This window comes from Melioribacter sp. Ez-97 (genome assembly GCF_051488665.1).
Taxonomy (GTDB): Bacteria; Bacteroidota; Ignavibacteria; order Ignavibacteriales; family Melioribacteraceae; genus Melioribacter.
Window position 1 is genome coordinate 1 of the sequence record NZ_JBPSEG010000030.1, and the last position, 1,411, is coordinate 1,411.

The window sequence follows — 1,411 nt, forward strand, 5'->3', positions numbered from 1 at the left end:
TGTTATGGTTCAGCGTGAAATGGAATTTCGGATTATTTAAGTAAGGTGAAGAATTAGGACACATTCATCACCTCATGGCGTAATTGTCTGCCATTTTCATAGCGATTTTTTTTAGCTAATTGCAATTTAGTATTTCTCGCTTCAAGTTTCTCGGTAATTCTGTTGGTTAAAAAATCATCCGGAGTTAAATAGAACAAAGAGCTATGCAGTCGCTTGGTATTGTAAAATTCAATGAATTCAGCGATTTTTTTTCTGACATCGTCAAGATTAATTAATGATTTAGTAGCCAAACATTCTTCGTGAACGGTTCTGTGATATCGTTCAATCTTACCATTGCTCTGGGGATAAGCAATAGATGTTCTAATATGCTGAAGCCCAACTTCTTTAACATATTCTGCAAAGTCCCTGGAGATAAACTGGGAACCGTTGTCGGTAATCAGTCGTGGTTTAACGCCGGGATATTTTTCCAATGCTCTCTGAACAACAATTTGAATGTCATACTCTTGCATGTTAGTCCTTACTTCGTGATGGACAATATAACGAGAGTAACCGTCAATAACCGAGATGAGGAATAAGAACGTACCCCGGAAGTTTACGTATTTGATATCAGTATGCCAGTGTTGATGAGGCATGGTCGGTTGAACAAAGCCGCTACCTTTGGAGGAATGTTTAACCTTATTCCTGCGATTCAACAGACCGGCTGATTTTAATACTCTGTATGTCGTCGAAGGACTTACTGCTACGATGTTTTCATCAAGCATCATATATGTCAATCTTCGGTAACCTTCGTCAACATGAAGACGGGCATAGTTAATAATTGCTCCTCTTTCCCAATCAAGTATCCAATGCTTCTTTGGAATAAAACCGTTATGATTATTGGGTCTTTCATTACGGTCTATCCAAGAGTAATATTTGCTGGAATTAATACCAATCATCGCCAGCAGTTTATTTAACGGAGTATCGGTTTTTACGGTCATCATTTTAGTAAAACTCACAATGTTATCTCGTATGTCAGGTTCGACCCATTTAGCATTTAATCGTCCCCAGAGATACTTTTTTTTATTTCTATGTTCTCCCTAAGAAGATAACTGATGGCTTCATCACGGTCTTTTAGCTTAGCTTGAAGCTTTTCGATCTTCTTTTGTTCCGCGCTTGTTTGCTTTGTATTAGACTTCTTTGGCGTAAATATTTCTGTAGCCGATTCAAATAATTTTTTCTTCCAGTTGTAAATATCCTTTGGACGAACTTGATACTTCTCGGCTAACTGACTTATTGGTACATTGTTCTCTAAGAGTTCTCTTAGAATCATTACTTTTTGTTCGGCTGTGTAGTGTTTTCTTTGTTGCATGGAATTCTCCTTTTTTACTCTTATGTAAATTTAGGAAATTCCATTTCCATCTGAAGCATAACA

General features: G+C 37.1%; 2 protein-coding genes. Both read right to left on the reverse strand.

The window, feature by feature from the left end; genetic code table 11:
- Positions 1 to 53: 53 nt before the first annotated feature.
- Positions 54 to 980, reverse strand: coding sequence for an IS3 family transposase (locus ACSSWA_RS14875; RefSeq protein WP_437357437.1), 927 nt, complete (start codon positions 978 to 980; stop codon positions 54 to 56).
- Positions 981 to 1,033: 53 nt separating this feature from the next.
- Complete coding sequence (locus ACSSWA_RS14880; RefSeq protein ID WP_437357439.1) at positions 1,034 to 1,348, reverse strand: transposase; 315 nt, start codon at positions 1,346 to 1,348, stop codon at positions 1,034 to 1,036.
- Positions 1,349 to 1,411: the final 63 nt, after the last annotated feature.

Coding starts and splice junctions, on each gene's coding strand:
- ACSSWA_RS14880 (WP_437357439.1), bottom strand. CDS start 1,348: ATGCAACAAAGAAAACACTACACAGCCGAACAAAAAGTAATGATTCTA.
- ACSSWA_RS14875 (WP_437357437.1), bottom strand. CDS start 980: ATGATGACCGTAAAAACCGATACTCCGTTAAATAAACTGCTGGCGATG.